The organism is Antarctobacter jejuensis (assembly GCF_052266595.1).
Lineage (GTDB): Bacteria > Pseudomonadota > Alphaproteobacteria > Rhodobacterales > Rhodobacteraceae > Antarctobacter > Antarctobacter jejuensis.
Genome location: NZ_JBQQXJ010000009.1, coordinates 122,043 through 146,773, shown reverse-complemented (window position 1 = coordinate 146,773; position 24,731 = coordinate 122,043). Strand labels below are relative to the sequence as shown.

Below are 24,731 nucleotides of genomic sequence, written 5' to 3'. Positions count from 1 at the left end.
ATCCCAATGACCAACCCACTATACGACAGGCTGCTGGGCCATCAATCGGCCAACGACAAGGTGTTCCTGTACCTGCCCGATGGCAAAACGATCAGCTACGCCGCCTTCGTGGCGCGTGTAGCGCAGTTTGCCGGGGCCGTGCGGGAGTTGGGGCTGACGCCGGGGGACCGGCTGGCCATGCAGGTCGAAAAATGCCCGGACGCCTTGGCGCTGGTCTTTGGCTGCATTCAGGCAGGAGTTGTCTTTCTGCCCTTGAACACCGGCTATACGCCGGACGAGATTTCCTATTTCGTCGAGAATTCGGGCGCACGCGTGCTGATCTGCGATCCTGCGCGGCAAGAGGGGCTGGCCCCGGTGGCCGCGCGTTGCGGCGCGCTGTGTGAAACACTGGGGCCGGAGGGCGGCAGCCTTGGCCGTCGCGCGGATATGGCCCCGACGTCCTGCCCGGTCGAGGCGCGCGCGGCGGGGGATCTGGCGGCTTTCCTCTATACCTCTGGCACCACGGGGCGATCCAAGGGCGCAATGCTCAGTCAGGACAACCTGCTGTCCAATGCGCTGACCTTGGTCGATCTCTGGCGGTTCACGGGCGATGACGTGCTGCTGCACGCCTTGCCGATCTTTCACACCCATGGGCTCTTTGTGGCGACAAACGTGATCCTTGCCGCCGGGGCCTCGATGGTGCTGTTTCCCAAATTCCACGCCGACGCGATGCTGGACTGGATGCCCCGGGCGACCAGCCTGATGGGTGTGCCGACCTTTTACACCCGGCTGCTGGACAATCCCCGGTTCGATGCCGAAATCACCAAAGGCATGCGTCTGTTCATTTCCGGTTCTGCCCCGCTGCTGGCCGAGACGCACAAGCAATTCGAGGTGCGCTGCGGCCATCGCATCCTTGAACGCTATGGCATGACCGAAACGAACATGAGCACCTCCAACCCCTATGACGGCGACCGGCGGGCGGGCACCGTAGGTCTGCCGCTGCCGGGGGTCGAGGCGAAGGTCTGTGACGAGGCGGGCGCAGAACTGCCACGCGGCGAGATCGGCACGCTGGAGGTGCGCGGGCCGAACGTGTTTCAGGGCTATTGGCAGATGCCGGAGAAGACCGCCGCCGAGTTGCGCGACAACGGCTTCTTCATCACCGGCGATCTGGCGATGATGAGCGCGGATGGCTACGTCACCATCGTCGGGCGCGGCAAGGATCTGATCATCTCGGGCGGGTTCAACATCTACCCCAAGGAAATCGAGGAGTTGCTGGACGCGCAGCCGGGGGTGTTGGAATCCGCCGTGGTCGGCGTTCCGCACCCGGATTTCGGAGAGACGCCGGTGGCGGTGCTGGTACCCCTGCCCGGCGCGGTGCCGGATCTGGAAGGGATCGGTTCGGAGGTCACGGCGCGTCTGGCCCGGTTCAAGCATCCGCGCCACATGGAGGTCATCGACGCCCTGCCCCGCAACACCATGGGCAAGGTGCAGAAGGCCGCGCTGCGGGATCGGTTCGCGGGGCTGTTCTCAGGGTGAGACGCCGGGTTTGGCACGGGCCTGCACGGCGTAGGAACAGCGGTAGGGTTTGATATCCAGCAGCGGCGTGCCGGTCAGGCAGTCGAGACCGCGCACCGTCAGGGTTGCGCCGTCGACAGCGATCAGGCGGACGATGGAGGTGCCGATTGGGTTCGGGCGCAGCGGGCTGCGCAGCGAAAAGGTGCCGCGCGTCTGGCCGTCGGCCTTGGGGCTTTGGGTCAGCAGGTCGCGCCGGGATTCGTGCAGCCAATAGAGGGCTTCGATGAATTCGAACTGGTCGAGGCCTGCGAGGGCCGGGGCATAGATGGGGTCGAGGATCAGGCGGCAATCGGGGCCGTTTTCGGGGTCGCCCTGCCTTGGGCAATCGGCGCGGACGATAAAGGGCGTCTCGATCCGGCCGATGAAGCGCAGGCCCGCGTCGGTGGCGGGGGGCAGGTCGGCCTGGGTCTCAAAGGGGCGGATCTGATCGCGGTGGATGGATGAGGACATGGGTTTGAGAGTGCCCGTGTCGTCCGATTTGGGCCAGTGGAATTTTGGCCGCAGGAGGGCTGTCCACGCGTGGACAGCTTAGGGGGAATGTAGATTCAAGGGGTTACAGGGACGGTTTTACGGATTGTTAGGGTTTGGTTTCTGAAAAGGAGGACGGAAACCCATTTGTCGGTGCGGGGCCAAGCGCGTTTGGGCTGAGTTTTGGCGCCCGATATCACTTTAATTGGCGGCGCGCTTCCTGCCCTATCCTTTGCTAAACGGGAAAATGGTAAATTGGACTGCGAGGCTTAATATGCGTCCAGTCAAATAGGGCAGCGGCCCCCTATCCATTGGCATAGGCGCCTCTGTGCGCTGGAATGATAGATCAGCCAGACGTTGCTGCATGAGAATGGCTATGGTAACAAATATTTGATAAACATTAATGAGGGATTTGCCTGATGAAGTTTTCCATGAACCTGAAGAGCGTCGCATACGCCTGTGCGGTCGGCCTTATCTGCGGCGGGGCTAATGCTGCTACCGTGGGTGTAATTGACGGCACCCACAACGTGATTGGCGGAACTAATTCAGGTCATCTGGGCCTTGACGGGCTTGGCCACACATCCATTTTGTACACGGATACAAGCACGGGCTACAGTGCGGCGCTTGCATCAGGTGTCGATTTCCTGATCATCGAACAGGACGCAGAAGATGCGGCGCCAATCGCTGCACTGCAGTCGTTCATGTCTGCCGGTGGTCGCATTATTCAGTTGGGCGGATCCGGAAGCGGTTTTCACAACGCGCTGCTAGGGGGGGCGATTTCGTATACCTACTCTTATGATCCGTCCCGCACTTGGGCAAAGCAAGCCGCGACGGCTGGCACGTCGTTTGCGGACGATCCCGCCTCGATCGCTGGTCTGAGTTCCTATCATAGTGTGACTTCTGGACTGCCTGCGGCAGCCACCGTCTTTTACGGCGGTCCCGGCGATGAAATGGTTTACAGCGTCAACTATGGGTCTGGCGACTTCTTCTACCTCGGCTGGGACTTCTGCTGTGGCGGGACCGATGCACAGGCCAACGACTGGTACGCGGTTCTTGATAGCGCCATCGAGTATCAAGGGTCTGTGTCGCCGGTCCCGCTGCCGGCAGGATTGCCCTTGGCACTGGTCGGTCTTGGCGCGCTTGGATTTGTGTCGCGCCGCCGCAAGTCGTCGTGAGTTCCTGAAAACTGCAATACACGCAAAGGCAGCTTTAGTTGCCTTTGCCACTGTGTGAAGGACAGACATTCGTCTGCTTTGACCCCGAACACAGTTCAAGGCATTCCGCTAGCCCGCGAACGTGGCGTTGCTTGGCTGAAAGGCTTGGCGCACGGCGCGTTGGAATAGTCATTCCAAGTATATGCGCGGCTCGGCCCTCCCCCTCACCTCCGTTTCGAACACAAAGGTATTGCCCGCCACCTCGTCCTCTTCCGGGCGGCCTTCGGCGGCGGAGGTGAGCAGGAGGGTGGTCAGGTCGGGGCCGCCGAAGCTGGGGCAGGTGATCTGGGGCGTGGGCAGGGAAAGCGCGTGCAGGAAGGTGCCGTCGGGGGAGTAGCAGGCGACGCGGGCGGCGTTCCATTGGGCATTCCAGAGGTTGCCTGCCGCGTCCGTCACGGCGCCGTCCGGCATCAGGCCCTCTGGGGTCAGGTCCAGCCACACTTCGGGGTCGCCCGCAGGCCAGCCCTCATTGTCCAGCGCCACGCGGCGGATCACGCGGGTCAGGGTATCGGTGAAATAGGCGAAAGCGCCGTCCGGGGAAAAGCAAATGGCGTTGGGGATGGTGATCTGGCCAAAGAGCTGGCGCAGCTCTCCCTTGTAAAAGCGGTAGATCGCCCCTGCCCCCGGTTCGGCCTTGTAGCCCATGGTGCCGATCCAGAAACCGCCCCGAGCGTCCGCGCGGCCATCGTTGGAGCGGGTCACGGGGTTGGCCGCCTCAAGATCGATCAGATGGCTTTCGGTGCCTGTCGCAAGATCGAAGATAAAGAGATCCCGTTCAGAGGCGATCAGCAGGCGCTGCGCGTCGATCCAGCCCGCGGCAGAAACCGCGCGGTCGAATTGCCAGTGCCGCTCTGCCCCGTCGCGGTGTTCGTAGAGGCGGTGGCCGAGGATGTCGAACCACAGGAAACTGCCGCGTTCGGGGTGCCAGAGCGCCCCTTCGCCAAGGATGCAGCGGGTTGCGGACAGGGTTGCGGGCTGGGTCATAGGGGGTCCTCAGGCGGCGGTGGTGACAACACCGCCATCGACGGCGATGCATTGTCCGGTGATCATCTCGCTGGCGCGCGAGGCAAGGAACAGCACCGGCCCGGCCAGATCGCGGGGTTCAAGGTGGCGGCCAAGGCATTGGCGTTCAAGGAAATCGGCCAGCGCCTCTTCACTCGCCCAGAGCCGCAGCTGCCGGTCGGTCAGCACCCAGCCGGGAGCCACGGCGTTGACGCGGATGCCGTCGCGCCCGAATTCGCGCGCATGGCCACGTGTCATGGCGATGATGGCGCCATTGGCGGTGGTGTAGGCGGTCATCTCTCCCATACCCAGCATGTAGCTGATGGAGCTGAAGTTCACGATCGCCCCGCCGCCCGCCTGCTGCATCATCGGCACGGCAATCTGGGTGGTGAGGAAATAGGCCTTCAGGTTGACCGCGATCAGCGCATCCCATTCCGCCGAGGTGGTGGTCAGCGTGTCATGCCGGGTGTCGTTGGCGGCGTTGTTGACCAGCACGGTGATGGGGCCGTGCGCGCGGGCGGCCGTGGCCATGGCGGCGCGCAGGGCCGGTTCATCGGTGACGTCACAGGGCAGGAACAGCGGGCGGTTGCCGTGCCGGGTTTCCATCCGGTCGCAGAAGACGGTGACATCGGTGCGCTGCACAAAGGCGACGCGCGCCCCCTGTTGGAGGAACGCCTCTGTCAGTGCCGCCCCGATCCCCGCGCCGCCGCCGGTGATAAAGACCGAGGCGCCCGCCAGATCCGGAAAATTCGCGTCACGGATGGGCTGATCCGCCATCCCGCTCCTCCCTGATGGTTCAGGGGACACTGTCGCCAAGCCGCGCGCCAATCGCAAGCTTTGTTCAAGGGGCTGGAATCGCCCCGCATTATCGGGTCTAGTCGGGGCAGTTCGGCAAGGAGGCTTTCATGAACTGTGTCTTCGTCCAGATCCGGTGCAGACCGGGCACGGCTTATCGCGTGGCCGGGGACATCGCGTTGCGCGAAATCCATTCCGAGCTGTATTCGACCAGCGGCGAATACGACCTGCTTCTGAAGATGTATATCGACAAGGAACAGGACGTGGGCAAATACATCAACGACAACCTGCTGGATATCGACGGGATCGAACGCACGCTGACGACACTGACGTTCCGCGCGTTCTAGTCTGACAACTGTCTGACATTCGGGGAGACAACCATGACATTCAAGACTTTGGGCCTTGGCGCCGCGCTTTGCGCCGCGCTGGCGACGGCGGCTGCGGCCGAGGTGAAGGTGGGCATGATCACCACGCTTTCGGGTGGTGGCGCGGGCCTTGGCATCGACGTGCGCGACGGGTTCATGCTGGCGATCGAACAGTCGGGCCGCGACGACATCGAGGTGGTGATCGAGGACGATCAGCGCAAGCCGGACGTGGCGGTGCAACTGGCGGACAAGCTGGTGCAGTCGGAAAAGGTGGACGTGCTGACCGGCATCATCTGGTCGAACCTTGCCATGGCGGTGGTGCCAAGCGTGACCGCGCAGGGCAAGTTCTACCTGTCGCCAAACGCGGGGCCGTCGCAGCTGGCCGGGCGGGGATGTCACAAGAACTATTTCAACGTGGCCTGGCAGAATGACGCCTTCCACGAGGCGGCGGGCGCCTATGCGGCGGCGGATGGATCGAAGAAGGCCTTTGTCATGGCGCCGAACTACCCGGCGGGTCAGGACGCGATCACCGGGTTCAAGCGCGGCTTTGGCGGTGAGATCGCCGAGGAAGTCTATACCAAGCTGGGCCAGACCGATTATGCCGCCGAGATTGCGCAGATCAAGGCCTCGGACGCGGATATCCTGTATTACTTCCTGCCCGGCGGGATGGGGATTTCCTTTATGAAGCAATACTCCGGCTCCGGGGCCGAGGTGCCGGTGATCGGGCCTGCGTTCTCCTTTGATCAGGGGATTTTGGGTGCAATCGGTGACGCCGCTCTGGGTGTGAAGAACACCGCGCATTGGTCCAAGGATCTGGACGCGCCGGGCAATGCCGAGTTCGTGGCCGCGTTCAGCGAGAAATACGGGCGTCTGCCGTCGCTCTACGCGGCGCAGGGTTTTGATACGGCGCTCTTGCTGATTTCGGCCTCTGCTGCGGCGGATGTGGATGACGCGGATGCCTTCCGCGCGGCGCTGGAGGCGGCGGATTTCCAGTCGGTGCGCGGGGCGTTCAAGTTCGGCGCCAACCACCACCCGATCCAGACCATCTACATGCGGGAAGTGGTCAAAGAGGGCGACGTGGTGACCAACCGCCTGGTTGGTCCGGCCGCCGAAGACTATGCCGATCCCTACGGCGCAGACTGCAAGATGTGACGACAAAGGGGGCGGGCGGCGTGCCGCCTGCCCCCCGCGCGCGTGCGCATCGAAGGTAAATCCACCACATGTCCCTGATCCTCATCGCCGAGCAGGTCCTGAACGGTCTGCAGTTCGGCATCATGCTGTTCCTGATGGCCGCTGGCCTGACGCTGATTTTCGGCGTCATGGGGCTGATCAACCTTGCGCATGGGTCGCTTTACATGGTCGGCGCGTTCTGCGCGGCGGCGGTGGCGGCGGCGACGGGGTCGTTTGTTCTGGGACTGGTGGCGGCACTGGCGGGGGCGGCGGCGGCGGGCGCGCTGATCGAGTTGGTGGTGATCCGGCGGCTGTATGATCGCGACCATCTGGATCAGGTGCTGGCGACATTTGCGCTGATCCTGATCTTTTCCGAGGGCACGCGGTGGCTGTTCGGGTCTTTCCCGCTGTACCTGAATGTGCCCGAGGCGCTGGCCGGGCCGGTCACCCTGCCCTTTGGCATCCAGTATCCGCTGTACCGGCTGACGCTGATCCTAGTCGGGCTGGTCGTGGCGGCGGGGCTGTTCTGGCTGATTGCGCGGACGCGGATCGGGGTGCAGATCCGCGCCGGGGAAAACGACCGCGAGATGATTGCGGCACTCGGCGTGGATATCGACCGGCTGTATACCTTTGTCTTTGCGCTGGGGGCCGCGCTGGCCGGGTTGGCGGGCGCGCTGGTCGGCGCGATCCAGTCGGTGCAGGTGGGGATGGGAGAGCCGGTGCTGATCCTTGCCTTTGTCACCATCGTGATTGGCGGGATCGGGTCCATCAAGGGTGCGCTGGTGGGGGCGCTGCTGGTGGGGCTGACGGACCGGTTGGGGTCCGTTTTCCTGCCGGAACTGTTCAAGCTGTTCATGGCCCCAGCGGCGGCGACGCAAACCGGGGCGTCGCTGTCGTCGATGGCGATCTACATCCTGATGGCGATGGTGCTGATCTGGCGCCCCACGGGACTGTTCGGAGCGCGCGCATGAGACAACTGGCGCAGGTTGGGGGCTCTGCCCCCGCCGTCACATGCGTGACGCCCCCCCCGAGGTATTTTCAGCCCAAAGAAACCGGGCGCCGGGTGCTGCCGGGAAGGAACGGCACATGAGCCGGGAAGGTCTGTTCAATCTGGCCGTGCTGGCGGGGCTGATCGCGCTGCCGCTGTATGCGCATATGGCGGATGAGCCGTTCACCATCACGCTGGCCACGCGGGCGGTGATCCTGTCTCTGGCCGCCGTGGGGCTGAACATCGCGCTGGGGATCGGCGGGCTGGTGAGCCTTGGGCATGCGGTGTTTTTTGGCATTGGCGGCTATGCCATGGGGATCCTTGCCTTTCATGCGCAGAATTACGTGCCGTTGTTCGAGTGGCCCTTCGTGATCGAGGGGACCAAGTCGATGCCGGTGATCTGGCTGGTGGCGGTGGTCGCCTCGGCGCTGGCGGCGCTGGGGATCGGTTTGCTGTCGCTGCGGACCAGCGGCGTCTATTTCATCATGATCACGCTCGCCTTTGGGCAGATGTTTTACTATTTCGCGATTTCCTGGTCGGCCTATGGCGGCGAGGACGGCATGTCGATCTATGTGCGCAACGGTTTTCCGGGGTTGAACACGCTGGTGCCGGTGCAGTTTTATGGCCTGTGTTTCGTGGCGCTGTGTCTTGCGCTGGGGTTCCAGTCCCTGCTGGCGCGCGCGCCCTTTGGGCTGGCGCTGAACGCCGCCCGGCAGGTGCCGGAGCGGGCGCGGGCGGTGGGGCTGGACCCGTTTCGCCTGCGGCTGCTGGCCTTCGTGATTTCGGGCGCGATCACCGGGTTGGCGGGGGCGCTGTTTGCGGATCTGAACCGCTTTGTCTCTCCCTCCATGTTCAGTTGGCAGCTGTCGGGGGAGTTCATCGTTTTCATCATCATCGGCGGCACAGCGCGGCTGTTTGGCCCGGTGGTGGGGGCGGTGTTGTTCGTGGTGCTGGAACATTACCTGGGCGGGATGTCGGATTACTGGCACATCTGGTTCGGCCTGCTCTTGTTGCTGATCGTCCTGTTCGGGCGCGGCGGGGTGATCGGGCTCTTGGCCGGGAAGGCGCGGGTCCATGACTGAGCCGGTGCTGGAAACCCGGGGGCTGTCCAAGGCCTTTGGTGCGCTGCAGGCCAGCGATGCGGTGTCGGTTTCGCTGCATCCCGGTGAGATCCACGCGGTGATCGGGCCCAATGGCGCGGGCAAGTCGACCCTGATCGGCCAGATCAGCGGGGCGCTGCGCCCCGATAGCGGGCAGGTGCGGCTGGGCGGCGTCGATGTCACCGGTCTGACGGTGCAGGCGCGGGCGCGTGCCGGGCTGGCGCGGACTTTTCAGATCAGCCAGTTGGCGATGGAGGACATCGTTTTGCAGAACGCGGTTCTGGGCGCTCTTGGGGCATCCGGGCGGGGGTTCGGGCTGTTTCGTCCGGTGCTGCGGGACCGCGCCCTGCGCGACCGGGCCGAGGCCGCGCTGGAGCGGGTCGGGCTGGCGGATGTGGCGCGGATGCGGGTGGCGGAACTGTCGCACGGGCAGCGGCGGCAGTTGGAGGTGGCGGTGGCGCTGACCTTGGCGCCCAGGTGTTTTGTCATGGATGAACCGATGGCGGGGCTGGGCACCGAGGGGTCGGCGCGGTTGACCGGGTTGCTGGACGGGTTGCGGGCCGAGGCGCCGATCCTGCTGGTGGAACATGACATGGACGCGGTCTTTGCCCTGGCCGACCGGATCAGCGTGCTGGTCTATGGCCTGGTGATCGCCAGCGGGACGGTGGACGAGATCCGCAGGGATCCCGCCGTGCGCGAGGCCTATCTGGGGGACGCCGCATGAGCGCGCTGTTGCAGGTCGCGGGTCTGGAAGCGCGTTACGGCGCCAGCCAGGCGCTGTTCGGTGTCGATCTGGAGGTTGCCGCCGGTGAGGTCGTGGCCCTGATGGGGCGCAACGGCATGGGCAAGAGCACAACCGTGAAATGCATCTGCCGGATGCTGCGCGGCGCCGGGATGATCCGCTTTGACGGGCAGGATCTGATGCCCCTGCCGTCGCATCGCGCGGCGCGGCGGGGCATCGGGCTGGTGCCGGAGGGACGCCGCTGTTTTGCCGATCTGACCGTGCGGGAAAACCTGCAGGCGGCGGCGCGCGACGGGGACTGGGATGCGGCGGCGGTGGGGCAGTTGTTCCCGCGGCTGGACGAACGGCGGGACCAGGTGGCGCGGTCGCTGTCGGGAGGCGAACAGCAGATGCTGGCGATCGGGCGGGCGCTGATGACCAATCCCCGGCTCCTGATCCTTGACGAGGCGACAGAGGGGCTGGCCCCGCTGATCCGGGCCGAGATCTGGCAGGCGGTGGGGCGGCTGAAGCGCGAATCCGGCCTTGCCATCCTGATCATCGACAAGAGCCTGAAGGAACTGACGGCGGTGGCGGACCGGGGCGTGATCCTGAACCGGGGGCGCACGGTCTGGGAAGGGGCGCTGGACGCCTTGGCGCCGGATCTGGCGCATCGGTATCTGGGCGTGTGAGCGGGGGGCCTGTGCCCCCTGCCCTAGAGGTCAGATGGCGCTGGAGTGTCCTGCCTTGCTGAGACCGTAGGCGTCGAAGGACCGCGCCACGATTCGGGTCAGCGGGCGGGCCGCCTGCGGGATGAAGAGGCCATCCTCCGTCACCTGCAGCAGGTTTTCGAATTCACCATTGATCCGCCGGAACATGGCGAACAACTCCTGCCGGGAGATGTCGAAACACTCCGTTATCTCTGCCGCGTCGATGCGGAAGTCACACATCAGCGCCTCGATCAGCCGCCCGCGCATGAGATCCTGCCCCTTGAAGGCATGGCCGCGCGCGGTGGAAAACTGTCCGGACCGGATGGCCGCGACGTGTTTCGACGTGCTGGAGGCGTTCTGGGCAAAGCCTTGCGGGAACTTGGAAATCGACGAAGCGCCGACGCCGATCAGCACCTCTGAGGTGTCATCGGTGTAGCCCTGGAAATTTCGGCGCAGGGTGCCGCTTTTCTGCGCAACGGCCAGCCCGTCATCGGGTGCGGCGAAATGGTCGATGCCGATTTCCTTGTAGCCGTCCCAGACAAAGAGCTTGCGGGCGGTCTCGAACAGGTCCAGCCGTTCCTGCGGGGTGGGCAGCGCGTCCGAAGGGATCATCTGCTGGCGTTTGGCCATCCACGGCACATGCGCATAGCCATAGAGCGCCACCCGGTCGGGGGCGAAGCTGAGCAGCTTCTGCACGGTTTCGGTGATGCGCACGCCGGTCTGGTTTGGCAGACCAAAAAGGATGTCTGCATTGAGGCTCTGCACGCCGCGTTCGCGGATCATTTCGACCGCGCGCTTGGTCAGATCATAGCCCTGTTCGCGGCCGATAAGCTCTTGAATTTCAGGATCAAAGTCCTGCACACCGATGGAGGCGCGGTTCATGCCGCCTTCGGCCAGCGCATCGAGGCGGGCATCGTCCAACTCGTTGGGGTCGATCTCGACCGAGAATTCGGCATTCTCTGCGAAATCGGCGACGTCGCGAACTGCGGCGATCAGGCGTTTCATCAGGTCGGGCGACAAGAGCGTGGGCGTCCCGCCGCCCCAATGCAGGCGCGACAGCTTGACCCCGCGCGGCAATGCCGCCCGCAAGAGCGCCAGTTCCTCTTCCAGGGTGCCGACATAGGCCTCAACCGGACCCAATGTGGCGGTGCCCTGCGTGCGGCAGGCACAGAACCAGCACAGCCTGCGGCAAAATGGAACATGCAAATAAAGTGATATGTCGCCATCTTCAGGGAGGGACGAAATCCATTCCCGATACAGCGCAGGCCCGACGTCACCGTCGAAATGCGGCGCGGTGGGGTACGATGTATATCGCGGAACCTTGGCGTCAAATAGACCCAGCCGCGCAAGTTGTGTTCGGTTTGTCATGACCGTAGAGTTAGGGGGCCGGAAAAGCCGGGGCCTTGACGCAGATCAAAGTGGGGCAGTGAGATGCTGAATGAACGGAGCCTTTCGGTGAGTCCGGATTGCGGGGACTGCCCGATCCGCCACAGGGCCGTTTGCGCCCGTTGCGAAACGGACGAGTTGGAGCGTCTGGAGCAGATCAAGTATTATCGCAGGTTCGAGGCCGGCCAGTCGATCATCTGGGCCGGGGACCGCATGGATTTCCTTGGCTCCGTGGTGTCCGGGATCGCCACCCTGAGCCAGGCGATGGAAGATGGGCGCACTCAGATGGTGGGCCTGTTGCTGCCCAGCGATTTCGTCGGCCGCCCGGGCCGGAATGTCGCCGCCTATGACGTGGTGGCGACCACCGATCTTGTGATGTGCTGTTTCCGCAGGTCGCCATTCGAAGAGATGATGCAGCGCACGCCGCATATCGCCCAGCGCCTGCTGGAGATGACGCTGGACGAGCTGGATGCCGCCCGCGAATGGATGCTGGTTCTGGGGCGCAAGACGGCGCGGGAAAAGATCGCATCGCTGTTGTCGATCATTGCCCGCCGCGATGCCACGCTGAACGCGCGGGGCGCGACGGACGCAGGGGTTGTGTTTGACCTGCCGCTGACGCGCGAGGCGATGGCCGATTACCTTGGCCTGACGCTTGAAACCGTCAGCCGCCAGATCTCGGCGCTGAAAAAGGACGGGGTGATCAAGCTTGAGGGCAAGCGCCACGTCATCGTTCCCGACATGGCCCGCCTGATGGAAGAGGCGGGCGACGACGCGGACGGTGGGCTGCTTGTCTGAGGCCCTGCCTTTTGTCACCTGCGACGTCTTTACCGAAACGCCTTTCGCCGGCAATCCGCTGGCCATCGTGGAAAACGCGGACGGGTTGAGCGATCGGGCGATGCAGACCATCGCCCGCGAATTCAACCTGTCGGAGACGATTTTTGTCCGGCGGCCCAAGGACCCGGCGCATACGGCCAGTGTGCGCATCTTCTTTCCCACAGATGAAATCCCCTTTGCCGGGCATCCCACCATCGGATGCGCCATCCATCTGGCCTGTGCGGCGCAGGGGGACGGCGATTTCGAGACCGAGATCACGCTGGAAGAGGTGGCCGGGCTGGTTCCCGTTCAGGTCTGGCGCCGCGACGGTCGTGTCGGTGCGGAGTTTCGCGGACCGGTAATCCCGCACGCGGTCGAGGGCGCGCGGATGCCCGATGAGACCGCAATTGCAGAGGCGCTGGGACTGACCGCCGAAGAGATCGGGTTTGACGGGCATTGCCCGGCAATCTGGCAGGGCGGGCCTACATTTGCCTATGCGCCGCTCAAGAATCGCGCGGCGCTGGCGGCGGCGCGGCCCAACGGCAGCGCATGGGAGCGGCTTTGCGCCGCGACCGGGATGGAGATGCTTTATATATATGCGCCGGATCAACAGGTGGATTTTTCCGCGCGCATGTTTGCCCCCGGTGACGGCATTGCCGAGGATCCGGCCACCGGCTCTGCCTCTGCCATTCTGGCGGCGCAGCTTCTGGCCTCGGGCGCGCTGCGCGATGGCGAAACGCGTCTGACCCTGGAACAGGGGGCGGATATGGGCCGGCCCAGCCAGATCGGACTGCGCATCGCGGTCGAAGAGGGCAAGCTGACGGCCGTATATGTGCAGGGCCCGTCGGTGCCGATCAGCCAGGGACGGATCACGCCCCCCGACATTTGATATTGGCAAAGGTGGGACGGCGGGCGGGGCGATGTGCCGTCAGGCACGAGCGGCGCCCACCGTCCCCACCATCAGTGCGCCATGAAGGCGGCCACCTTGGTCTGTTCCAGCATGCTGCGCGTGGCGCCGCCCAGAATTGCCTCGCGGAAGCGCGAATGCCCGTAGGCGCCCATCACCACCATATCGGCATCAATGTCCGTGACGTGCCGCATCAGCACGTCCGACACGCGCGGCAGGGTCTTGGCCAGCACGTCGACCTCCGGCTTGACGCCGTGGCGGGCCAGGAACTCGGACAGCAAGCCGCCGGGGTCCGAGCGGCTGGGGCCATGCTTGGGTGGGTCGATGACAACCACATGCACGGCTTTTGCCTTTACCAGCAGCGGCAGCGCGCTGCGCACGGCGCGCAGGGCCTCGTTGCTTTCGTTCCATGCGATCACGACCCGTTCCGGGCTTGCCTTGGGCGCGACACCGTCGGGCACCACCAGAACCGGCACCTGCCCGTCGAACAGGGCACCTTCGATCACCGGCTCCATCTCGACGCCCCTGCCCGGCCCGTAGGGCTGCGGCAGAACCACGAGATCGTTGAACCGCGCCCGCGCGGCCACATGGCGACCGATGTCCGCCAGTTGCGCCACGCCGTGATCGACACCCCACAGGATATCGGTCTTGCCCAGCGCCTCTCGGGCGGCGGCGGCCAGCGCCTCGGCCTCGGCATTGGCGCGGGTCAGGGTTTCCTGCAGGACCATCGCGTTGGCGCCTGCGTAGTAATAGCCCGTCTGGGTGCGATCCACGCCGAAACAGATCGCGTCAAGATGCGCGCCGCAGCCCTGAGCCACCGCGGCGGCATGATCCAGCGTCGAGGCCAACAGGTCGTGGTCGGTGACCACGGTGAGAATCGATTTGAACTGCATTGGGATCTCCGTCGTCTCCATACTGGTAAAACTAGTGCCGCGCCGTTCGTCACACATTGACCCGCATCAAGCACTGCGGTCTGATCCATTGATGCAGATCAAAGAGACATTTCACATAAGGTCTGTAACACGGGCGCAGTCAACAACCGCCCGTGCGGTCCACGAATCGCGCGGGTATGACGAAGGGACGAAAGATGTTGAATTACCTCAAGCTCATCGTGCTTGGCCTCATCGCGATTTTCGCGATGATCGCGGCCAACTATGCACGAGATGTGGCTTACATGGTCCACGCACTGATCATTCTGGCAGTTTCGGCCGGCATGTTCCTGTGGGTCCTGAGAAACACCGACGAACCGGTGAAGCCCGTCGATGAAACGCAATACATGGACGGCGTGGTGCGCTACGGCGTCATCGCCACCGCCCTTTGGGGCGTGGTCGGGTTTCTGGCCGGCACGTTCATCGCCGCCCAACTGGCCTTTCCGGTGCTCAATTTCGACTGGGCACAGGGCTACATGAACTTTGGACGCCTGCGCCCGTTGCACACCTCTGCGGTGATTTTTGCCTTTGGTGGCAACGCGTTGATCGCGACGTCCTTCTACGTGGTCCAGCGCACCAGCGCGGCCCGTCTCTGGGGCGGCAATCTGGCGTGGTTCGTGTTCTGGGGGTACAACCTGTTCATCGTGCTTGCGGCCACCGGCTATGTCCTTGGCGGTACGCAGTCCAAGGAATACGCAGAGCCCGAGTGGTACGTGGACCTGTGGCTGACCATCGTCTGGCTTGTCTACCTTGCGGTCTTTGTCGGCACCATCGTCCGCCGGAAAGAGCCGCACATCTACGTGGCCAACTGGTTCTTCCTGTCCTTCATCATCACCGTCGCCATGCTGCACGTGTTCAACAACCTCAGCATCCCGGTCTCGATCTGGGGATCGAAGTCGGTTCAGGTCTTCTCGGGTGTGCAGGATGCCATGACGCAGTGGTGGTACGGCCACAACGCCGTGGGCTTTTTCCTGACCGCGGGCTTTTTGGGCATGATGTACTATTTCATCCCCAAGCAGGCCGAACGTCCGGTGTTCAGCTACAAGCTGTCGATCATCCACTTCTGGGCGCTGATCTTCATCTACATCTGGGCCGGTCCGCACCACCTGCACTACACCGCGCTGCCTGACTGGGCCTCGACCCTTGGCATGGTGTTCTCGGTCGTTCTTTGGATGCCCTCGTGGGGTGGCATGATCAACGGCCTGATGACCCTGTCCGGCGCATGGGACAAGCTGCGCACCGACCCGGTTATCCGCATGATGGTGATTTCCGTCGGCTTCTACGGCATGTCCACCTTCGAGGGTCCGATGATGTCGATCCGTGCGGTGAACTCGCTGTCGCACTACACCGACTGGACCATCGGCCACGTCCATTCCGGCGCGCTTGGCTGGAACGGCATGATCACCTTCGGGGCGCTTTACTTCCTTGTGCCGAAACTGTGGAACCGCGAGCGTCTGTATTCGCTCAGCATGGTGTCCTGGCACTTCTGGCTCGCCACTATCGGCATCGTGCTCTACGCGGCATCCATGTGGGTGACCGGTATCATGGAGGGCCTGATGTGGCGTGAAGTGGATGCCAACGGCTTCCTCGTGAACTCCTTCGCCGACACCGTTGCGGCCAAGCTGCCGATGTACATCGTGCGTGCCATTGGCGGTCTGCTCTACGTCGCCGGCGCCGTGATCATGTGTTACAACCTGTGGATGACCGTGAAACGGGCACCGGCTGTCGAAGCCAGTGCCGCCACGGCTCATGCCACTCCGGCCGAATAAGGGGGACCGGACATGAGCATTCTCAACAAACACAAGGTCCTGGAAACCAACGTCACGCTGCTGGCCATCTTTGCCTTCCTCGTGGTGACCATCGGCGGGCTGGTGCAGATCGTGCCGCTCTTCTACCTCGAAAACACCATCGAGGACGTCGAGGGCATGCGCCCCTACACGCCGCTGGAACTGACCGGACGCGACATCTACATCCGCGAAGGCTGCTACGTCTGCCACAGCCAGATGATCCGTCCGATGCGCGACGAGGTCGAGCGTTACGGTCACTACTCGCTGGCAGCGGAGTCGAAATACGACCACCCGTTCCAGTGGGGATCCAAGCGGACGGGGCCTGACCTTGCCCGTGTCGGTGGCCGCTATTCGGACGAATGGCACGTCGACCACCTGCGCAATCCGCAGTCGGTGGTGCCGGAATCGGTCATGCCCAAGTACGGCTTTCTCGAAGCCAAGCTGATCGACGGCACCTACATCGCCGACCTGATGAGCACGAACCGCATTGTCGGCGTCCCCTACTCGGACGAAATGATCGAGGCGGCGCAGGCGGACTTCAAGGCGCAGGCCGATCCGGACAGCGACTATGACGGTCTGCTGGAGCGCTATGGCGACAAGGTCAACGTCCGCAACTTTGACGGCGCCCCCGGCGTATCGGAAGCGGACGCGCTGATCGCCTACCTGCAGATGCTGGGCACGCTGGTCGATTTTTCGACCTTCACCCCTGACGCAAGCCGCTGAGGAGGAAGAGACATGGATACCTATTCCTTCCTTCGCGAACTGGCTGACAGCTGGGGCCTTGTGGCGATGTTCGTCTTCTTCCTCGGGATCGTGATCTGGGCCTTCCGGCCCGGGTCCGGAAAGGTCCACGAGGATACCGCCAACATCCCGTTCCGCCACGAAGATCGTCCCGCGCCCCCGCGCGGTGCTGACAAACCCGCCGCAAACTGAGGAGGCCGGGAAAATGAGTGACAAGAAAAACGACGATCTCGACTACGAGACGACGGGACACGAGTGGGACGGCATCCAGGAGTACAACAAGCCCCTGCCCAAGTGGTGGCTGTGGACCTTCTATGCCTGCATCGTCTGGGCCATCGGCTATTCCATCGCCTACCCGGCATGGCCGGGGATCAAGGGGGCGACGCCCGGTCTGCTGGGCTTTTCGACCCGCGCAGAGGTGGCCGCCGACATCGCCAAGGTTGAAGAGGCCAACGCCCCGATCAACGAAAAACTGGCCTCTGTCGAACTGGCGGCCATCACTGACGATCCGGACCTGCATGGTTTTGCCAACAACGCCGGCGGCGCGGTTTTCCGCACCTGGTGCGCACAGTGCCACGGGTCCGGCGCGGCGGGGGCCAAGGGCTATCCCAACCTGCTGGACGATGACTGGCTCTGGGGCGGCTCGATCGAGGCGATCCACGAGACCATCAGCCACGGCATCCGGAACGAAGTGGATGACATGGCGCGCTGGTCGGAAATGCCCGCCTTCGGGCGTGACGAACTGCTGGAGAAGGAAGAGGTCGACCAGGTCGTCAACTTCGTGATGCAGATGTCCGGTCAGACCCCGAAGGACGCCGCAGCGGCAGAGGCCGGGGCGGAGGTCTTTGAGATCAACTGCACCGGCTGCCACATGGAAGACGGCACCGGCGACCGGTTCCAGGGCGCCCCGAACCTGACCGACGCGATCTGGCTCTATGGCGGCGACTACGACTCGCTCTACGAGACGGTCCACAACTCGCGCTTCGGCGTGATGCCCCCGTGGACGGATCGCCTGTCCGAGGCAGAGATCCGCGCCGTGGCCACCTATGTCCACGGGCTGGGCGGCGGCGAAGCCTCAGAAAACTGAGCCCCCCTGCAGCGCATGAACAGGCCCTCCGCCCAAGTGGCGGGGGGCTTTTTCTTTGTGGTCCGGATCACCCGCCCAGCACAGATCGCAAAAACCGAATTTTTTGTGGGCATCGCGGGGGCAATTGACTCAGGTCAATGCGTTTCGCGCCCGGGACTGCCATCATGATAAAAGAGGTTGGGACATGGTCCTGACCCCGAGTTCCCCTCCCGAGAGGGCGGGGTATGGCGCTGATGTCCTGTCCTGTTCGCGCGTTTCCTGGGACATCAGCGCCCTTTTGCTTTTCCCATCAATCACCGGGTCGACCATCGCGGCGGGAGTGTGCTCCGCGATGGCCTTGGCGCGCTCAGCGGGGCCTGCGCGGAGCGGGGTATCTGCGTTTCGCTTTCGGCGGCACCTGACCGCGCCAAAGGGTGGGCTGGTAGACGACGGGATCAATCATCACGTCCTCCTCTGTGGCCCGCGTTGCCGCGGAACGGCAGATCCTCTTCAAGCCAGCTGAGCTTGGGCAGGTCGTGGCGGGTAGGCCATTCCGGCTTGGGCCTGTTGCCGGTGGCGGTCATGAAACTGCGGGCAAAAATTCCGAACATCTGGCGTCTCCTTCGCGGCTTGTCTGATATCCTCAACTTGACGGGTTTGCCGCTTCCATGCGACTCAGGAAGAAATCCGATATGTAAGCTGAGATGACACATGAACTGGTCCGGGATGCCGCCTCTTTCCGCCCTGCGCGCCTTTTCTGCCTATGCGGAAACGCGATCCGTCAACGCGGCGGGGGACCTGTTGAATGTTAGCCACGCTGCAATCAGCCAGCAGATGCGCGCGCTGGAGGGTCACCTTGGCGTGGCCCTGCTGGACCGCACGGGGCGCAAGCTTGCCCTGACACCCGATGGCGAACGCCTTGCCCGGTGCCTGCTGGATGCGTTCGGCAGCATTTCCCAGACCGTGGACGCACTGACCGGCGCCGATGCCACGCGCCCCTTGCAGATTTCGGTCACACCGACCTTTGCCGCCGCGTGGCTGATGCCCCGGCTGACCCAGTTCCGGGAACAGCACCCCGAGATCAACCTGATGATCGACCCGACCGCCAGGGTGCAGACGCTGGAGCCGGGCGGGATCGACGTGGCGCTGCGCTATGGCGACGGGAAATGGGCGGGGCTGGAGGCGGAATTGCTGGTGATCTCTCCCATCGTGGTGGTCGCCGCACCGGAACTGGTGGGCGAAGATGAGATCCGCTCCCCCGCGGACCTGCGCGACTATCACTGGCTGCAGGAGCTGGGCACCAGCGAGGCGACGGACTGGTTTGCAGAACACGGCGTCGACCGCGACGCGGGCAAGGGCTATACCGCCCTGCCCGGCAACCTGATGCTGGAGGCCGCGCGCGCCGGTCAGGGCATCGCCATCGTCGCCGGTGTTTTTGTCGAACAGGACATCATGGCCGGTCGCCTGCGCCAACTGTTTTCAGACACGCGCAAGAAGGGCTATCATATCGTCACCCGCCCCGGTGTGCCGCGCCCACCGCTGAAAGCCTTTCTGACTTGGCTGCGTCGCGAGGCGCGGAAAAGCTGACTATCAGATGAAGAAATTGATGCAGGTCAAAGCTGCGGCAAGCCTGCTCTGTGACAACCGCAGCCAAACACCGACCTCAACGGAGCGATTCCCCCGTGTCCGACAACAATTCCCCCGCCCCTTCGCTCTACGCTTCGCGAGAGCCGATTTTTCCACGCCGGGTCAGCGGCAATTTCCGCAACCTGAAATGGGTCATCCTGATCGTGACGCTGGGCATCTATTACATCACGCCCTGGATCCGCTGGGACCGGGGGCCGCAGTTGCCGGATCAGGCGGTTCTGATCGACCTTGCCCACCGCCGCTTCTTTTTCTTCTGGATCGAGATCTGGCCGCATGAATTCTATTTCGTGGCTGGCCTCTTGATCATGGCGGGGCTGGGGCTGTTCCTGTTCACCTCCGCGCTGGGGCGGGTCTGGTGCGGCTATGCCTGCCCGCAGACCGTCTGGACGGACCTGTTCATCCTTGTCGAGCGCTGGATCGAGGGCGACCGCAACGCGCGTCTGCGCCTGCACCGGCAGAAAAAGATGGATTTCCGCAAGGCCCGGCTGCGCGTGACAAAATGGGTGGCGTGGTTCCTGATCGGACTGGCCACCGGCGGTGCCTGGGTGTTCTATTTTGCCGATGCGCCGACGCTGCTGGTCGATCTTGTCACCGGGCAGGCGCATCCCGCCGCCTATACCACCATGCTGATCCTGACGGCGACGACCTTCTTCTTTGGCGGCTTCGCCCGTGAACAGATCTGCATCTATGCCTGCCCGTGGCCGCGCATTCAGGCCGCGATGATGGACGAGGATACCCTGACCGTCGGCTACCGCGAATGGCGGGGAGAGCCGCGCGGCAAGCACCGCAAGTCCGAAGGCGCGGACAAGCTGGGCGATTGCATCGACTGCATGGCCTGCGTGAACGTCTGTCCCATGGGCATCGACATCCGCGACGGGCAGCAGATGGAATGCATCACCTGTGCGCTGTGTATCGACGCCTGTGACGACGTGATGGCCAAGATCGGCAAGCCGCGAGGGCTGATCGACTATCTCGCGCTTTCGGACGAAGCGGGCGAGCGTGCCGGCAAACCGCCGCGTCCGATCTGGCAGCATGTCTTCCGCGTGCGCACGATGATGTATACCGCGCTGTGGAGCCTTGTGGGTATCGGTCTGGTCTTTGCCCTGTTCATCCGGCCCGACATCGAAATGACGGTCGCCCCGGTGCGCAACCCGACGTTCGTCACCCTGTCGGACGGGTCGATCCGCAACACTTACGATGTGCGCCTGCTCAACAAGCACGGTGAGGACCGGGATTTCCGCTTTGCCATTCCGGGCAACCGCGATCTGAGGATCGACCTCGAAGGCACGCCGTACCTTGCGATTACGGCCCCGGCGAACCAGACTTACCTGCAGAAGGTCCATGTCATCGCGCCTCCGGGCACCGATCCGGCGGAAAATGAACGTACCGAGTTCCGCCTGTGGATCGTGGACCTTGCCAACGACGATCGCGCCTATACCGACACGATCTTTAACGGAAGGACAAACTGATGGCCGCGAAAGAACGCAAACTGACCGGCTGGCATGCGCTGGCCATCTTCGGCGGGGCCTTTACCATCATCATCGGGGTCAACATTGCGCTGGCCGTGAACGCGGTGCGCACCTTTCCGGGGCTGGAGACGGGCAATTCCTACATCGCCAGCCAGACCTTTGACAAACGCCGCGCCGCGCAAGAGGCTCTGGGCTGGGACGTCGAGGCGCGCCTTGAAGGTGACAAGCTGATCCTGTCGATCACCGATGAGGACGGTCGCCCGGTGCAGGCGGGCAAGCTGTCGGCCACGGTGGGTCGCCCGACCAATGTCAGCGATGACCGCGTGCCCGAATTTGCCTTCAACGGACACGCCTATGTGGCCTATACCGATCTGCGGCCGGGCAACTGGGACGTCTGGCTGAAGGCAACCGCGCTGGACGGGACCGAGTTCGAACAGCGGCTGGAAATGACGGTGTCCAACTGAGATGACGGCCACGCTGCGCCCCCCGGTTTCGGCCTGCCCGGCCTGTTCCGCCGCCCCCGCCGCCGAGGCGTTGGCGGCGCGGGAGGCGCCGACAGAGGCGCATATCGTCCTGTCGCTGCCGACCATTCACTGCGCGGCCTGCATGTCGGCTGTGGAACGCGCGCTGAACGGGCTGCCGCAGGTGCATTCGGCGCGGGTGAACCTGACCATGAAGCGGGTCAGCATCGAGGCCGATCCGGATGTGACCGCAGCCGAGATGATCCCGGTGGTCGAGGCCGCAGGCTATGAGGCGCATGAGCTGGACAGCACGGCGCTGTCGGCCACCGCCACGGACAAGGCCGGGCGCGACCTGTTGATGCGGCTGGCCGTGGCCGGATTTGCCGCGATGAACGTGATGCTGCTGTCCATCGCGGTCTGGTCCGGGGCCGAAGGGCCCACGCGCGACATGTTCCACTGGATCTCTGCCGCCATCGTGTTGCCGGCGGTAGCCTTTTCGGGGATGCCGTTTTTCCGCAACGCCTGGACCGCGCTGTCGGCGGGGCGTTTGAACATGGACGTCCCGATTTCACTGGCGATCCTGTTGGCGGTGGTGACATCGCTATGGGAAACCGCGCTGTCGGGCGAACATGCCTATTTCGACGCTGCCATCGCGCTGACCTTTTTCCTGCTGACGGGCCGTTACCTTGACCACCGCACGCGGTCTGTCGCGCGCTCGGCGGCAGAGGAATTGGCCGCGCTGGAGGTGCCACGCGCCTGGCGTCTGACCGAGGGAGGTGAGGAACAGGTGCCCGCAAGCGAATTGCGCGTCGGCGACCTGATCCGCGTGCGCCCCGGCGGGCGGATGCCGGTGGACGGGGAGATTGCCCAGGGCACCTCTGAGCTGGACCGTTCGCTGCTGACCGGAGAGACCCTCCCGGTCTTTGCCGAACCGGGCCGTGCGGTCAGCGCCGGAGAGGTCAACCTGACCGGCCCGCTGGTGGTGCGGGCGACGGCGGTGGGCCGCGACACCTCGCTGCATCGCATGGCGGATCTGGTGGCCGTGGCTGAATCGGGCCGCTCTCGCTATACGTCTTTGGCGGATCGGGCGGCCAAGCTTTATGCGCCCGGCGTACACATTCTGTCAGCGCTCGCCTTTGTCGGCTGGCTGATCTACGCGGGCGACCTGCGTGTGGCGCTGAACATCGCCGCCGCCGTGCTGATCATCACCTGCCCCTGCGCGCTGGGTCTGGCCGTGCCTGCGGTGACAACCGCCGCCTCTGGCCGCCTGTTCAAGCGCGGCCTGCTGATCAAGGATGCCACGGCGCTGGAACGGCTTGCGCAGGTGGATACCGTGGTCTTTGACAAGACCGGCACGCTGACGGCAGGCACGCCCGAACTGACCAACCTGAATGATTTCACGCGGCGCGATCTGGAAATCGCGCTGGCGCTGGCCGAAGGGTCCAGCCACCCGCTGTCACAGTCGCTGACCGCCGCCGCAAGGGATGCCGGGATCGAGCCGGTTGCCCTGAGCCACGTGGCAGAGGTGCCGGGCCACGGCACACAAGGCATCTGGCGTGGGCAGGAGGTCCGTCTGGGCCGGGCCACATGGGTCGGCGGCGGGCAGACGGATCAGACCGCCGCATGGCTACGCGTCGGGGATGGCCCGGCGCAGGTCTTTACCTTTACCGACCGGCTGCGCGACGGGGCCGAAGAGGCCGTCAGCGCGCTGAAAGAGGCCGGGCTGAAGGTCATCCTGATCTCTGGCGATACTACCCGCGCGGTCGAGGCCTTGGCAGTCCGCCTTGGCATTGATCACTGGATGGCCGAGGCGCTGCCGCAGGACAAGGCCGCGCGCATCGAGGCCATGACAGGTGACGGCGCCCATGTGCTGATGGTCGGCGACGGGTTGAACGATACCGCGGCGCTGAGCGCCGCCCATGCCTCGATCTCTCCGGCCTCGGCGCTGGACGCGGCACGGGTGGCGTCGGACATCGTGTTGCTGGGCGGCACGCTGGCGCCGATCCCGGAGGCGGTGCGGACCGCCCGCAAGGCGACGCGGCGCATCCGTGAAAACTTCACCGTTGCCACGTGGTACAACGTGATTGCCGTGCCGCTGGCGGTGGCGGGGCTTTGCTCGCCGCTGATTGCCGCATTGGCCATGTCGGCCAGTTCCATTACCGTGTCGCTCAACGCGCTGCGGCTGCGATAGGAGACTCCGATGAACGTGCTGACCTACCTGATCCCGATCTCGCTGGTGCTGGGCGGCCTGGGTCTGGCGTTCTTCGTGTTCACGCTGAAATCGGACCAGTACAGCGACCCCGAAGGCGATGCCCAGCGCATCCTGTCGGGGGAATACGACGACCACCCGAAACCCTGAGCGTCACAGGCGCGCCCTGCCCCGTTCCGGCACATGCCGCCGGGGTGCCAGCGACTTGCCATCGCGGGACCGCAGCAGCGGCCTGCATGGCGCGGTGACCTTGTCCTGCATGGCAAGATCAATGGCGGCGCGGTCCTCCGGAGACAGCAGTTCGCGCGTCCTTGGACCGGGGTGCAGGCTTTCACAAGGTGCGCCCTCTGCGATCAGGATATCGTGCTGGTCCAGAAGGATGTGCACATATTGCACCTTTTCCCGCGACACCTGCCGTACCTGTTTGCCGTCCACCAGAGAAATCGCGGGCACCAGAACATCCGGCGCGCCAAACTGCTGTTCGACGCCCGGCGCACTGACCAGAACGCGGTGCTGCGGTGACAGCTTGATCGGGGCGAAATTGCCGATCGCCCCCTTGGCAAAGCGCACCGGGGCCATCGCGCCGGTGCCATCCACGGTCTTGCGCCCGATCCAGCGCACCTCGCGCTTGACCCCGCCCCAGGTGCAGAGGGTCTGCCCCACCTCGACCTTGTCGGCGCGGACGTAGCCGACGGGTGTGGCCAGTTTCACCGTGCGTTCGAAACAGATGTACGCGTGGGTGTAATCGGAATCCATGTCGGCGGTATAGAATTCCGGGTTGTCCGAGGGCGTGTAATTTGTCCAGTACCAGTTTTCGAGATCGAAATTGGGGGTCCAGACAACCTGAGTCAGGTCGCCGTTTTCATCCAGCCCCTCGAACACGATCACCCCCTCATTGCCAGAGGGAGTCGTCCCGTCCGACTCATAGGTCAGCGGGGCATCGCTGCGGATGACCACGGCATCGGTGATCGTGGAGGCGCCGTTGCCGCCGAAACTGACCTCATAAACATCGCCGAGTTCGAACAGGCGGGGATCGGTATCCCCGGCTTTCGTGGTGATGATCAGGTCCTTGGTCGAGTTCGGCGGATAGTCGAACCGAGAGGTCGTCGACGTCGATCTGACATTGCTGCCGGTCGATACCGCAAAGCTGCTGTCCACGGCAAAGATACTAAAGGGCATGGGCCACCTCCGTCTTGGCGACGGGTTTGGCAGAAATTCTGAAAAAGCCGTTT

At 64.1% G+C, this 24,731-nt stretch carries 26 protein-coding genes; 19 read left to right on the top strand and 7 right to left on the bottom strand.

The window, feature by feature from the left end:
• Positions 1-6 precede the first annotated feature (6 nt).
• The gene (locus ACTXGA_RS14765) at positions 7-1,515 is read left to right on the top strand and encodes a malonate--CoA ligase (RefSeq protein WP_443394903.1); all 1,509 of its coding nucleotides are present in this window, start codon (positions 7-9) and stop codon (positions 1,513-1,515) included.
• Here the strand turns inward: ACTXGA_RS14765 and tsaA are convergent.
• Positions 1,507-2,004 carry a tRNA (N6-threonylcarbamoyladenosine(37)-N6)-methyltransferase TrmO gene (gene tsaA / locus ACTXGA_RS14760; protein ID WP_443394901.1) on the bottom strand — a complete coding sequence of 166 codons (498 nt, stop codon included), beginning with the start codon at positions 2,002-2,004 and terminating at the stop codon, positions 1,507-1,509. The genes ACTXGA_RS14765 and tsaA overlap by 9 nt on opposite strands.
• A 437-nt stretch (positions 2,005-2,441) precedes the next feature.
• Between tsaA and ACTXGA_RS14755 the strand changes: the two genes are divergently transcribed.
• Positions 2,442-3,197 (top strand): VPLPA-CTERM sorting domain-containing protein, encoded by a 756-nt coding sequence (locus tag ACTXGA_RS14755; protein ID WP_443394899.1) that lies wholly within the window; start codon positions 2,442-2,444, stop codon positions 3,195-3,197.
• 168 nt (positions 3,198-3,365) lie between these two features.
• On the opposite strand, the gene ACTXGA_RS14750 is transcribed toward ACTXGA_RS14755, so the two are convergent.
• Positions 3,366-4,220, bottom strand: a complete 855-nt coding sequence (locus ACTXGA_RS14750; protein WP_443394898.1) for an SMP-30/gluconolactonase/LRE family protein — start codon at positions 4,218-4,220, stop codon at positions 3,366-3,368.
• 9 nt (positions 4,221-4,229) lie between these two features.
• Positions 4,230-5,015, bottom strand: a complete 786-nt coding sequence (locus ACTXGA_RS14745; protein ID WP_443394896.1) for an SDR family NAD(P)-dependent oxidoreductase — start codon at positions 5,013-5,015, stop codon at positions 4,230-4,232.
• Between the two features lie 128 nt (positions 5,016-5,143).
• Between ACTXGA_RS14745 and ACTXGA_RS14740 the strand changes: the two genes are divergently transcribed.
• The 6 genes from ACTXGA_RS14740 to ACTXGA_RS14715 all read left to right on the top strand — a co-directional run bounded on the left by ACTXGA_RS14740 (position 5,144) and on the right by ACTXGA_RS14715 (position 10,066).
• The gene (locus ACTXGA_RS14740) at positions 5,144-5,380 is read left to right on the top strand and encodes an Lrp/AsnC ligand binding domain-containing protein (RefSeq protein ID WP_443394895.1); all 237 of its coding nucleotides are present in this window, start codon (positions 5,144-5,146) and stop codon (positions 5,378-5,380) included.
• Between the two features lie 33 nt (positions 5,381-5,413).
• Entirely contained in the window at positions 5,414-6,550 is a 1,137-nt protein-coding gene (locus ACTXGA_RS14735; RefSeq protein ID WP_443394893.1) for an ABC transporter substrate-binding protein, read from the top strand.
• A gap of 68 nt (positions 6,551-6,618) precedes the next feature.
• Positions 6,619-7,539, top strand: coding sequence for a branched-chain amino acid ABC transporter permease (locus tag ACTXGA_RS14730; RefSeq protein ID WP_443394891.1), 921 nt, complete (start codon positions 6,619-6,621; stop codon positions 7,537-7,539).
• 115 nt (positions 7,540-7,654) lie between these two features.
• Positions 7,655-8,638: a branched-chain amino acid ABC transporter permease gene (locus ACTXGA_RS14725; protein ID WP_443394889.1), complete on the top strand. Its 984-nt coding sequence runs from the start codon at positions 7,655-7,657 to the stop codon at positions 8,636-8,638.
• The gene (locus ACTXGA_RS14720; RefSeq protein WP_443394887.1) at positions 8,631-9,380 is read left to right on the top strand and encodes an ABC transporter ATP-binding protein; all 750 of its coding nucleotides are present in this window, start codon (positions 8,631-8,633) and stop codon (positions 9,378-9,380) included. Before ACTXGA_RS14725 ends, ACTXGA_RS14720 begins: the two co-directional genes overlap by 8 nt.
• Complete coding sequence (locus ACTXGA_RS14715) at positions 9,377-10,066, top strand: ABC transporter ATP-binding protein (RefSeq protein WP_443394885.1); 690 nt, start codon at positions 9,377-9,379, stop codon at positions 10,064-10,066. Before ACTXGA_RS14720 ends, ACTXGA_RS14715 begins: the two co-directional genes overlap by 4 nt.
• 30 nt (positions 10,067-10,096) lie before the next feature.
• Here ACTXGA_RS14715 and hemN read toward each other — a convergent pair whose 3' ends face one another.
• Positions 10,097-11,452 (bottom strand): oxygen-independent coproporphyrinogen III oxidase, encoded by a 1,356-nt coding sequence (gene hemN / locus ACTXGA_RS14710; RefSeq protein ID WP_443394883.1) that lies wholly within the window; start codon positions 11,450-11,452, stop codon positions 10,097-10,099.
• A gap of 63 nt (positions 11,453-11,515) precedes the next feature.
• Here hemN and fnrL point away from each other — a divergent pair, with 63 nt between their 5' ends.
• On the top strand, positions 11,516-12,265 hold the full coding sequence (gene fnrL / locus ACTXGA_RS14705) for a transcriptional regulator FnrL (RefSeq protein WP_443394881.1): 750 nt from the start codon (positions 11,516-11,518) through the stop codon (positions 12,263-12,265).
• Positions 12,249-13,172: a PhzF family phenazine biosynthesis protein gene (locus ACTXGA_RS14700; RefSeq protein WP_443394879.1), complete on the top strand. Its 924-nt coding sequence runs from the start codon at positions 12,249-12,251 to the stop codon at positions 13,170-13,172. Before fnrL ends, ACTXGA_RS14700 begins: the two co-directional genes overlap by 17 nt.
• A 71-nt stretch (positions 13,173-13,243) precedes the next feature.
• On the opposite strand, the gene ACTXGA_RS14695 is transcribed toward ACTXGA_RS14700, so the two are convergent.
• On the bottom strand, positions 13,244-14,083 hold the full coding sequence (locus ACTXGA_RS14695) for a universal stress protein (RefSeq protein ID WP_443394877.1): 840 nt from the start codon (positions 14,081-14,083) through the stop codon (positions 13,244-13,246).
• 194 nt (positions 14,084-14,277) lie between these two features.
• On the opposite strand from ACTXGA_RS14695, the gene ccoN reads away from it, so the two are divergent.
• The 4 genes from ccoN to ccoP are packed head-to-tail and all read left to right on the top strand — an operon-like array spanning position 14,278 to position 17,734.
• On the top strand, positions 14,278-15,888 hold the full coding sequence (ccoN, locus tag ACTXGA_RS14690; RefSeq protein ID WP_443394875.1) for a cytochrome-c oxidase, cbb3-type subunit I: 1,611 nt from the start codon (positions 14,278-14,280) through the stop codon (positions 15,886-15,888).
• A gap of 12 nt (positions 15,889-15,900) precedes the next feature.
• Positions 15,901-16,629 (top strand): cytochrome-c oxidase, cbb3-type subunit II, encoded by a 729-nt coding sequence (gene ccoO, locus ACTXGA_RS14685; protein WP_443394873.1) that lies wholly within the window; start codon positions 15,901-15,903, stop codon positions 16,627-16,629.
• 12 nt (positions 16,630-16,641) lie between these two features.
• Positions 16,642-16,839, top strand: coding sequence for a cbb3-type cytochrome c oxidase subunit 3 (locus ACTXGA_RS14680; RefSeq protein ID WP_443394871.1), 198 nt, complete (start codon positions 16,642-16,644; stop codon positions 16,837-16,839).
• A 13-nt stretch (positions 16,840-16,852) separates the two neighbouring features.
• A complete protein-coding gene (gene ccoP, locus ACTXGA_RS14675; RefSeq protein WP_443394870.1) occupies positions 16,853-17,734 on the top strand; it encodes a cytochrome-c oxidase, cbb3-type subunit III in 882 nt (293 codons plus the stop codon).
• 434 nt (positions 17,735-18,168) lie between these two features.
• On the opposite strand, the gene ACTXGA_RS14670 is transcribed toward ccoP, so the two are convergent.
• Positions 18,169-18,324: a hypothetical protein gene (locus ACTXGA_RS14670; protein ID WP_443394868.1), complete on the bottom strand. Its 156-nt coding sequence runs from the start codon at positions 18,322-18,324 to the stop codon at positions 18,169-18,171.
• A 100-nt stretch (positions 18,325-18,424) separates the two neighbouring features.
• On the opposite strand from ACTXGA_RS14670, the gene ACTXGA_RS14665 reads away from it, so the two are divergent.
• The 5 genes from ACTXGA_RS14665 (at position 18,425) to ccoS (ending at position 23,649) form a co-directional block, all read left to right on the top strand.
• On the top strand, positions 18,425-19,300 hold the full coding sequence (locus ACTXGA_RS14665; protein ID WP_443394867.1) for a LysR family transcriptional regulator: 876 nt from the start codon (positions 18,425-18,427) through the stop codon (positions 19,298-19,300).
• Positions 19,301-19,395: 95 nt separating this feature from the next.
• Complete coding sequence (gene ccoG / locus ACTXGA_RS14660; protein WP_443394865.1) at positions 19,396-20,829, top strand: cytochrome c oxidase accessory protein CcoG; 1,434 nt, start codon at positions 19,396-19,398, stop codon at positions 20,827-20,829.
• Positions 20,829-21,293 carry a FixH family protein gene (locus ACTXGA_RS14655; protein WP_443394864.1) on the top strand — a complete coding sequence of 155 codons (465 nt, stop codon included), beginning with the start codon at positions 20,829-20,831 and terminating at the stop codon, positions 21,291-21,293. The genes ccoG and ACTXGA_RS14655 overlap by 1 nt, the downstream gene beginning before the upstream one ends.
• A gap of 1 nt (position 21,294) precedes the next feature.
• Positions 21,295-23,481 carry a heavy metal translocating P-type ATPase gene (locus ACTXGA_RS14650; RefSeq protein WP_443394863.1) on the top strand — a complete coding sequence of 729 codons (2,187 nt, stop codon included), beginning with the start codon at positions 21,295-21,297 and terminating at the stop codon, positions 23,479-23,481.
• Between the two features lie 9 nt (positions 23,482-23,490).
• On the top strand, positions 23,491-23,649 hold the full coding sequence (gene ccoS, locus ACTXGA_RS14645; protein WP_443394861.1) for a cbb3-type cytochrome oxidase assembly protein CcoS: 159 nt from the start codon (positions 23,491-23,493) through the stop codon (positions 23,647-23,649).
• Between the two features lie 3 nt (positions 23,650-23,652).
• Here ccoS and ACTXGA_RS14640 read toward each other — a convergent pair whose 3' ends face one another.
• Complete coding sequence (locus ACTXGA_RS14640; RefSeq protein WP_443394859.1) at positions 23,653-24,678, bottom strand: Hint domain-containing protein; 1,026 nt, start codon at positions 24,676-24,678, stop codon at positions 23,653-23,655.
• Between the last annotated feature and the right edge of the window lie 53 nt (positions 24,679-24,731).

Excerpts from the sequence above, each read along its gene's own strand:
- ACTXGA_RS14765 (WP_443394903.1), top strand. The coding sequence starts at position 7 with ATGACCAACCCACTATACGACAGGCTGCTGGGCCATCAATCGGCCAAC.
- tsaA (WP_443394901.1), bottom strand. The coding sequence starts at position 2,004 with ATGTCCTCATCCATCCACCGCGATCAGATCCGCCCCTTTGAGACCCAG.
- ACTXGA_RS14755 (WP_443394899.1), top strand. The coding sequence starts at position 2,442 with ATGAAGTTTTCCATGAACCTGAAGAGCGTCGCATACGCCTGTGCGGTC.
- ACTXGA_RS14750 (WP_443394898.1), bottom strand. The coding sequence starts at position 4,220 with ATGACCCAGCCCGCAACCCTGTCCGCAACCCGCTGCATCCTTGGCGAA.
- ACTXGA_RS14745 (WP_443394896.1), bottom strand. The coding sequence starts at position 5,015 with ATGGCGGATCAGCCCATCCGTGACGCGAATTTTCCGGATCTGGCGGGC.
- ACTXGA_RS14740 (WP_443394895.1), top strand. The coding sequence starts at position 5,144 with ATGAACTGTGTCTTCGTCCAGATCCGGTGCAGACCGGGCACGGCTTAT.
- ACTXGA_RS14735 (WP_443394893.1), top strand. The coding sequence starts at position 5,414 with ATGACATTCAAGACTTTGGGCCTTGGCGCCGCGCTTTGCGCCGCGCTG.
- ACTXGA_RS14730 (WP_443394891.1), top strand. The coding sequence starts at position 6,619 with ATGTCCCTGATCCTCATCGCCGAGCAGGTCCTGAACGGTCTGCAGTTC.
- ACTXGA_RS14725 (WP_443394889.1), top strand. The coding sequence starts at position 7,655 with ATGAGCCGGGAAGGTCTGTTCAATCTGGCCGTGCTGGCGGGGCTGATC.
- ACTXGA_RS14720 (WP_443394887.1), top strand. The coding sequence starts at position 8,631 with ATGACTGAGCCGGTGCTGGAAACCCGGGGGCTGTCCAAGGCCTTTGGT.
- ACTXGA_RS14715 (WP_443394885.1), top strand. The coding sequence starts at position 9,377 with ATGAGCGCGCTGTTGCAGGTCGCGGGTCTGGAAGCGCGTTACGGCGCC.
- hemN (WP_443394883.1), bottom strand. The coding sequence starts at position 11,452 with ATGACAAACCGAACACAACTTGCGCGGCTGGGTCTATTTGACGCCAAG.
- fnrL (WP_443394881.1), top strand. The coding sequence starts at position 11,516 with ATGCTGAATGAACGGAGCCTTTCGGTGAGTCCGGATTGCGGGGACTGC.
- ACTXGA_RS14695 (WP_443394877.1), bottom strand. The coding sequence starts at position 14,083 with ATGCAGTTCAAATCGATTCTCACCGTGGTCACCGACCACGACCTGTTG.
- ccoN (WP_443394875.1), top strand. The coding sequence starts at position 14,278 with ATGTTGAATTACCTCAAGCTCATCGTGCTTGGCCTCATCGCGATTTTC.
- ccoO (WP_443394873.1), top strand. The coding sequence starts at position 15,901 with ATGAGCATTCTCAACAAACACAAGGTCCTGGAAACCAACGTCACGCTG.
- ACTXGA_RS14680 (WP_443394871.1), top strand. The coding sequence starts at position 16,642 with ATGGATACCTATTCCTTCCTTCGCGAACTGGCTGACAGCTGGGGCCTT.
- ccoP (WP_443394870.1), top strand. The coding sequence starts at position 16,853 with ATGAGTGACAAGAAAAACGACGATCTCGACTACGAGACGACGGGACAC.
- ACTXGA_RS14670 (WP_443394868.1), bottom strand. The coding sequence starts at position 18,324 with ATGTTCGGAATTTTTGCCCGCAGTTTCATGACCGCCACCGGCAACAGG.
- ACTXGA_RS14665 (WP_443394867.1), top strand. The coding sequence starts at position 18,425 with ATGAACTGGTCCGGGATGCCGCCTCTTTCCGCCCTGCGCGCCTTTTCT.
- ACTXGA_RS14655 (WP_443394864.1), top strand. The coding sequence starts at position 20,829 with ATGGCCGCGAAAGAACGCAAACTGACCGGCTGGCATGCGCTGGCCATC.
- ACTXGA_RS14650 (WP_443394863.1), top strand. The coding sequence starts at position 21,295 with ATGACGGCCACGCTGCGCCCCCCGGTTTCGGCCTGCCCGGCCTGTTCC.
- ccoS (WP_443394861.1), top strand. The coding sequence starts at position 23,491 with ATGAACGTGCTGACCTACCTGATCCCGATCTCGCTGGTGCTGGGCGGC.
- ACTXGA_RS14640 (WP_443394859.1), bottom strand. The coding sequence starts at position 24,678 with ATGCCCTTTAGTATCTTTGCCGTGGACAGCAGCTTTGCGGTATCGACC.